Origin of the sequence: Clostridium sulfidigenes, from assembly GCF_000732635.1 — a bacterium.
Classification (GTDB): Bacteria; Bacillota; Clostridia; order Clostridiales; family Clostridiaceae; genus Clostridium_J; species Clostridium_J sulfidigenes.
On sequence record NZ_JPMD01000046.1, the window covers coordinates 22,903 to 29,530 of the forward strand.

9 protein-coding genes are annotated in these 6,628 nt (G+C 36.1%); all 9 read right to left on the bottom strand.

What is annotated here, in order from left to right; all coding sequences use genetic code 11:
- Positions 1-28 precede the first annotated feature (28 nt).
- On the bottom strand, positions 29-1,219 hold the full coding sequence (mobT, locus tag IO99_RS16130; protein ID WP_191619837.1) for a MobT family relaxase: 1,191 nt from the start codon (positions 1,217-1,219) through the stop codon (positions 29-31).
- A 192-nt stretch (positions 1,220-1,411) separates the two neighbouring features.
- A complete protein-coding gene (locus IO99_RS16140; RefSeq protein ID WP_000813488.1) occupies positions 1,412-2,797 on the bottom strand; it encodes an FtsK/SpoIIIE domain-containing protein in 1,386 nt (461 codons plus the stop codon).
- Between the two features lie 28 nt (positions 2,798-2,825).
- Positions 2,826-3,209 (bottom strand): YdcP family protein, encoded by a 384-nt coding sequence (locus IO99_RS16145; RefSeq protein ID WP_001234286.1) that lies wholly within the window; start codon positions 3,207-3,209, stop codon positions 2,826-2,828.
- Between the two features lie 18 nt (positions 3,210-3,227).
- Entirely contained in the window at positions 3,228-3,542 is a 315-nt protein-coding gene (locus IO99_RS16150) for a YdcP family protein (RefSeq protein WP_000420682.1), read from the bottom strand.
- 315 nt (positions 3,543-3,857) lie between these two features.
- Entirely contained in the window at positions 3,858-4,280 is a 423-nt protein-coding gene (locus tag IO99_RS16155; RefSeq protein WP_051824256.1) for a GNAT family N-acetyltransferase, read from the bottom strand.
- A gap of 255 nt (positions 4,281-4,535) precedes the next feature.
- The gene (locus IO99_RS16160; RefSeq protein WP_035135270.1) at positions 4,536-5,201 is read right to left on the bottom strand and encodes a flavodoxin family protein; all 666 of its coding nucleotides are present in this window, start codon (positions 5,199-5,201) and stop codon (positions 4,536-4,538) included.
- Positions 5,202-5,521: 320 nt separating this feature from the next.
- The gene (locus IO99_RS16165) at positions 5,522-5,758 is read right to left on the bottom strand and encodes a hypothetical protein (RefSeq protein WP_035135272.1); all 237 of its coding nucleotides are present in this window, start codon (positions 5,756-5,758) and stop codon (positions 5,522-5,524) included.
- A 19-nt stretch (positions 5,759-5,777) separates the two neighbouring features.
- Positions 5,778-6,077, bottom strand: coding sequence for a hypothetical protein (locus IO99_RS16170; protein WP_035135274.1), 300 nt, complete (start codon positions 6,075-6,077; stop codon positions 5,778-5,780).
- A 158-nt stretch (positions 6,078-6,235) separates the two neighbouring features.
- Positions 6,236-6,628: sigma-70 family RNA polymerase sigma factor (locus IO99_RS16175; protein ID WP_035135276.1), on the bottom strand; the 393-nt coding region annotated here is incomplete at its 5' end.

Below are 6,628 nucleotides of genomic sequence, written 5' to 3' on the forward strand. Positions count from 1 at the left end.
CTCTATATTCAATGAATTTGTATTTGAGTTATTTTTTTGTTGTTATCACGTCCTGTTCTTTTACTGACTGTTGCTTCAAAATCTGCTTGTGTCGGTCTGTCAGTTTCGCATGGTCGAGAATGTCTTTTACAACCTGCGTCTGGTTGATTTCATCAAGTTTAATCGCAACCTTTAAGGTCGGGGCAACTTGATGAGATAGCCAGTTCAGCGTCCTTTGGAAGGAGTAAGGCTCTGGTTTTGTGGTTAGTTTTAATCGTTCACGATTGTTCCCAATAAACCAAGCCCATTCTTCATTCAGTTTCCAATCAGAACGAGGTTTGGAATCGTCTTTATCTACAAAACGGATATACCGATTGATAATTTTAAAGGCGGTATGCTCTGGATTGTCATAGACGAGTAAATCACGGACTGCATAATAGGCACGCTCATTTTTCAATCGAATCTCAAAACGGTTTTTTACTTCTGCGTCTTCAATGGGAATATCATTTTTCTTGTACTGCTCGTAGTCCTTTTCATAGATACAGAAATAAACTTCACTTTGTAATGAACCGATATAGAGGGTGTTTCCCATACATTCCTTTTCCTCTTTGCGTACCAGTTCGCCACTGCGATAGCTTTTAAAACTGCGGAAGACGGAGATACATTCTTCCTGTTGGCACTTTTCAGTGAGTACAGGGATATTTAAAATCCCTGTCTTATCGTTAATGGCAAGGTCAAGGCGTTTCATCACACCGCCAGCCACCAAAACGTCCATAAAGAACTCATACCAGCTTCTTTGTTGTGCCAGAAGATAGCTTTCAAATTGTCTGCACCCACGACCTTTCAATTCCACCAGAACTCCTTTGTCCAGTTCATGGGAGCAAAGGACGAATATGTCGCCTAAAGCATAATGCTCTGAATAAGAATAGAAACCATAGTCCTCATGAAGAAAATAGGACAGTTTCAGTTGTAAGATGTTTTCGACCACCTGCTGTACGTCTGTTGTCGGAAAGCGAATTCTTACATAATCAAACAGCATTTCAAGGGGAGCGTCGGGATTGAAGCGTTCCAGAGCTTCCCAAAGGGACTGCTGTAAATCCTCTGATGGCTTGACTTTTCCTGTTTCAATATCGCTTAGATACTGCCTTGTAATACCAGTCGCAACAGCTAAACGGTTTTGAGATAGTCCATAAGCCAAGCGTTTTTCTTTTAAATGCTGTAACCAAGTTTGTTCATTCAGTAAAAATCCCTCCAATCAAAAAGGCGTATGTCAACTTTTAAAGCCCATTTGACATACGCTGAAATTTTGTAAATCCCTTGTAACCAAAGGATTTTCTAATGTTTTTTTGACTGTTTCCTGTCGATTTGTACCCCCCTGTTAGATACGGGGGGTTAAGTGCTGGCGTGGCTATTGCCACACCAGCCAGCAAGATCAGTCCACACCTGCGACTTCCGCTTCGCACGTCGCCTGCGTGGACTGTCTGCTGTTGGATAACTTTTTAATTTCCTCCAAGAAATCATATCCTTTTGGTACAAGGGGAGTATAAAACTCTGATATGACACTTGTTCCTACATCAACATAGCCACGACCTTTGATTCGCTTTAAGAAGAAATCCTTTTGTACGTCACTGCCAAACATCATGCCATAGCCCATTTCAGACATACGACCTAAAGCCACTCTGAAATTAAACTGATCACGGATTCCGTCGCCTAAATATTTTGCGTCTGGACGTTGACAAGCCAGTATTAGAAAGAAGCCAGCTTGACGACCTAACATGACAATCTGTTTCAGCTTATTCATAACTGCGGTGTTTTCTTTTGTTCCCAGCATTTCCATGAAAGCGACGTATTCATCAAAGATTAAGAAGTGTGCCGGGAGACCTAAGTAAGCATAATTTTTGCCAGTCTTATAGTTCTTCATCTGCTTCATTTCCTCACTACGTTTCATCATTTCTTCATAGAATGTTTCAATGCAAGAAAGCAAGTCTTCTTTTCTATAGTAGACATTTGCCATCACAGAACCTAAGTCCGCAAGATCAGCATTTTTCGGGTCAAGAATATACAGTTTTGAATCTGTATGAAGCAAGGCTTCAATCAGTGTCAGTATAAAGTAAGTTTTACCGCCACCTGTACCACCAGCAATCAACATATGAGGGAGCTTATCATATTCCCACCATACGTTTTTCATTAAGCGAAGTTTACCATCTTTAGCTTCTACTTCATCAATAGAAATACGACTGGCTATGGTGTCATAGAGCAAAGTATATTCCACATAGGAATCCTTTAACTCTTTATCCGTCAGCTCACAGTACAAGCCACTCTCTAATTTCTTTTCCAAGTGTAAGAGTTGGTCTTGATATTTTCCCAGCGTGATTTCCACCCGTATCTGTATCAAGCCATTTTTAAGTCGATAATACATTTTAGGGAAGTAGGTTATCTTTTCCTTTGTACGACCAGCACTATCTTTAAAGAAACCCTCTGTTTTGACCTGTTCAGATTCATACCACTTGTTTTCAAGTATCATCTTTGCCAGTTTTTGACGGTGGTAAAGTTGTTTAACCGTATCATAGCGAACCCGTTTGAATACAAACGCTACCAGCAAGCAGATAAGAATTGCGACACTGAAACTGATAATTAAATAGGGAATGTCAATCTTATCTGCTTGTGATAGGTTAAAATCCTGCCAGTTGATCTGCTGGATTGTCTTCACATGAAACAGTCCGACAACCAGCAGGAAAACAGGCAGGAGTGACGCTATCGTAAAATGAAAGACTAAATCTTTACCAGATGGGCGAATCCTTTTACCACGCTGTTTCATGCGAAAAAGTCTCCTTTCTACCTAGCGACTATTTGTCTTGTGTCGGTTCTTTCTTTGCTTGTGGTTGAGCTTTGAATGAACTAGAATCCTTTGTCAGCACAATATCGTCTGCCTTGATATACCAGTCAACATCTGCTCCTTGATAGGTGGCAGTAGCAACGGTGTCCGCAATGGGATTGATAAGTTCCACCCGTGCGTTATAATCAAACTCTTTCAAAGGCACGCTGGCAGGAATACTTACTTGAATCATGCGTCCTTGTCCTTTGGATTTTAAGTCATAGGTACGTTCCTTGATTTCATCTGAAACCGACCCGTCTTCATTTTGGATTCTCACTTCACGACGTAGAGCAGAGAATTTCAATTCTCCAAAAGTCGTGTCTTTATCTAATACAATGCCATTTGCTAATCTCATCATTTTTCCTCTCTTTCTTTATTCTTTTATCATGTCGTCAGCATGTAAAAGGTAATTTGTAAAACCACGAGTGCCGATTTTGTAGCCCTCTGCGGTAATACGTGGATTGACTAACTTCACACGTTCCTCAAAGCCGAAATGTTTTTCGCCAGCTTCAGCAGGAAGCACCACCACAATATCATCTGCTCTTTGAACATCAGAATAGAGATTATAGCTTCTTGATAAGACAGTTAGCCGTCCGTTGATTCTTCGCTGAACGACTTTATCCTCGCCAGCAAATTCTAAATTGCCGAATGTTTTTTCCATGTTGGGAATCACAAATTTAAGTTCCATATTTTTACCTATCCTTTCTTTTTTATTGGCTGAATGAATGTTTGATGGTCTTAAAGAGTGGGGAACGACCTTTTGATTCTTGATTTTTTGTTTTCATAAGTTCACTTCCTTTCAAAATCGGGTAAAAAAATAGACACCTCATTTTTTGAAGTGTCTACCTATTAAATATTCAAATTTTATTGGAAGTATCTTTATATCTTCACTTTTCAAGGATAAATCGTCGTATCAAAGCTCATTCATAAGTAGTAAATTAGTAGTAAATTGAGTGGTTTTGACCTTGATAAAGTGTGATAAGTCCAGTTTTTATGCGGATAACTAGATTTTTATGCTATTTTTCCTATAAAACTTATGGTTTCTTATTGAGTAATCCGGCGTTTCAACTGTCCAAATTTTAGCATCTACATATTTTTGTTCTATATCATTCCAAACTATAGTTCCAAGATGTTGTTCTCTGTAATTCGGATCAATAAAGAGCATTTCCAAATTATATTCATTGTTGGGCTTGATTCCAACAGTGTAAGCACCAACTATATTACCGTCATAAATAACTTTATAACTTTCAAAATCTGCGTTCTCATTGAGCCATTTAATCAAACTGCCATCATTATATCCTTTAGGTCCATCCTCTTTTATATCCGTGTGCATTGATGTATCTTCATTAAATGCAGAAGTCATGATTTTAGTTAATTCTTTATAGTCATCGGTATATATCTTTTGATACAAAATCTTGTTATTCATTAAAACTTCTCCTTCCTATTGTTTAGCACGTTGATACGGGTTTCCTACAATTATTCATTTGAATTATGATAACTATAAACTTATTGTAACATAATTTCTATAAAGTGTATGTTTATGTACAAAAAGCATCTCATTAAAGAAAAGGTCATAAAATTAACAACGGGTTTACTTTAGAGGTGCAAAATTCAAAAAAGATACAGAAATATCTTATTAAATCGCAAAGAAAATAGCATGGTTTTTCCATGCTATTTTTATTTAATCATTAGAGATTTTTTCAAGAACATTATTTACTAAAGGAGTTAATCTATGCTCTATGTCAGTCCAGTCATATTCTTGGATTGGAAAGATTGAACCCTCAACCTTCTTAACACTCTTAACTGGAATTATTACTCCATTTTTATGTTCATTGTTTAGTTTAATGATACTCATCTCAACGGGATACGATAAAGCATTCCAAATTGAGTCTAAAACAGGTTCTTTATAGTATTTTATTATTTCTTCAGTGCCACCACCATGTCCTATAATGCCAACAGGTTTTCTGAATAAAGGTGAACGGTAATCTTCATCATTAAATCTCTTTAAAAATGCTAACTGCTCTATTTTCTCAAGTAACATAGATAACTTTGATGGTATTGGTGCATAATGTGCAGAAACAATAAATAATGCATTCGCTTTAGTTAGTGTGTCATATATCTGATTAAAGGCACTATCATAAATGCAACATTCTTGCTTAAAGCACGTTCCACAACCAATGCATGGTTTAAGTTCATAATCAACAAGAGAAATGATTTCAACATCTATATTCTTATCTTTAGCAGTCTTTGTGTTTACCATCTCTTTAATAAGATTGCAAGTTTTTAAAGAAGTGCTATTTTGTCCAGCATGTTTGATATTTGAGGCTGATATGCAAACAATAGTCATATTTTTTCTCCTTACATTTATATATAACTTTTACCTTCTCCACGACTTGTAACAAGAGGTCTTTCAAGTATTGATAACCTTCTTCTAATTTGATTGAAAAAGGTGTTTATTGCTCTACTGTCTACTCGGAATAATAATTTTGCCAGTTCATCATTAGGTAAATATGATAAATCAGTAATACAATCTACATAACGAACACCTTCATCAATAAACGGAAAGGTATGCTCAATAGGAATTTATCTGGAGATGTAATAGAGCATATAGGTACAGAAATCTTTGATATGGAATCTCTTGAAGACCTAAAGAAATATTTATTAAACCTACAACCTACCATTCATCTTGCCCTTATCTTTTACCCCTAAAATTAAAAGATATAATGATATTATTAATTCACAAGCTATAATTACCCATATTAAAGGATGGACAGCATCTATTGAGTTTACCGCCCCTATACCTCCTTGACTTGCAGCATATTTTAAGAAAAATTCATAGGAAATAATTACAACAATTAGTTGTGTAAATGTACCAAATAACAACCTTAATCCAGATCTAAACATTAAAACTCCCCCTTTTACTTTAAGTAAATGAAACTACCCTACCAACAGTTAAGATAAAAATTATAAATCCTGTCATTATAATGGTTATGGCTACTGTAAAGACTCCTCTAAATAATTGAAACCAGCTGATGGCTGCCGAAAATCCAAGTAGCCCTAGTAATAGTGTGACTATAGAAAGTATCATAACTATAACTAATGGATGCACTTGCAATAGATCCATTGTAAAGTTAATTACCTTATTTGATTCTATTGATAAAAAGAATAATATTACACATACCAATGATAGAATGAATGAGTAAATATTTAACTTTAATTTCATACTGAACCTCCTAGATATTCCATGGTAATGCAAGGTGCTTATTTAGCACGCTGCAATATTCTATTATAATTTACAATTTTACCATATTGTACGACCAATGGTATTAACTTAAATTTAAATTTCTATATACATTCAGTAAAACCTTATAAATAGAGATTTTAGCTTCTCTGAAGCTTACTAACAGAATTCTTTCCATTGGTGTTTCTGCCCATGTAAATTAGACCTTCAAGGTTGTTTTTTATAGCTATAGCTGCATGACAGGGGAAGTGACCTTTGGTTATATCATAGCCATGGACTGCTTTGCATAGGGCAATAATACCCACTTGAATTAGGTCATCTAGGTCATAACCTTTTACACTTATAGCCACAGCTTGGCTAGATATTAAAGCCTTGAAAGTTTTTAAAAGTTCTTCAAGGGCAGTATCCTCCCCTGCTTTTGCCTTTGTCACCAATTCTTGAATTTTAGCATAATTATCCATAACAAAAATCCTTTCTCCTAGGCTATTTCCTCCTGTGTCCATGTGTCCATTTTTTCCCCTATATATACCTAT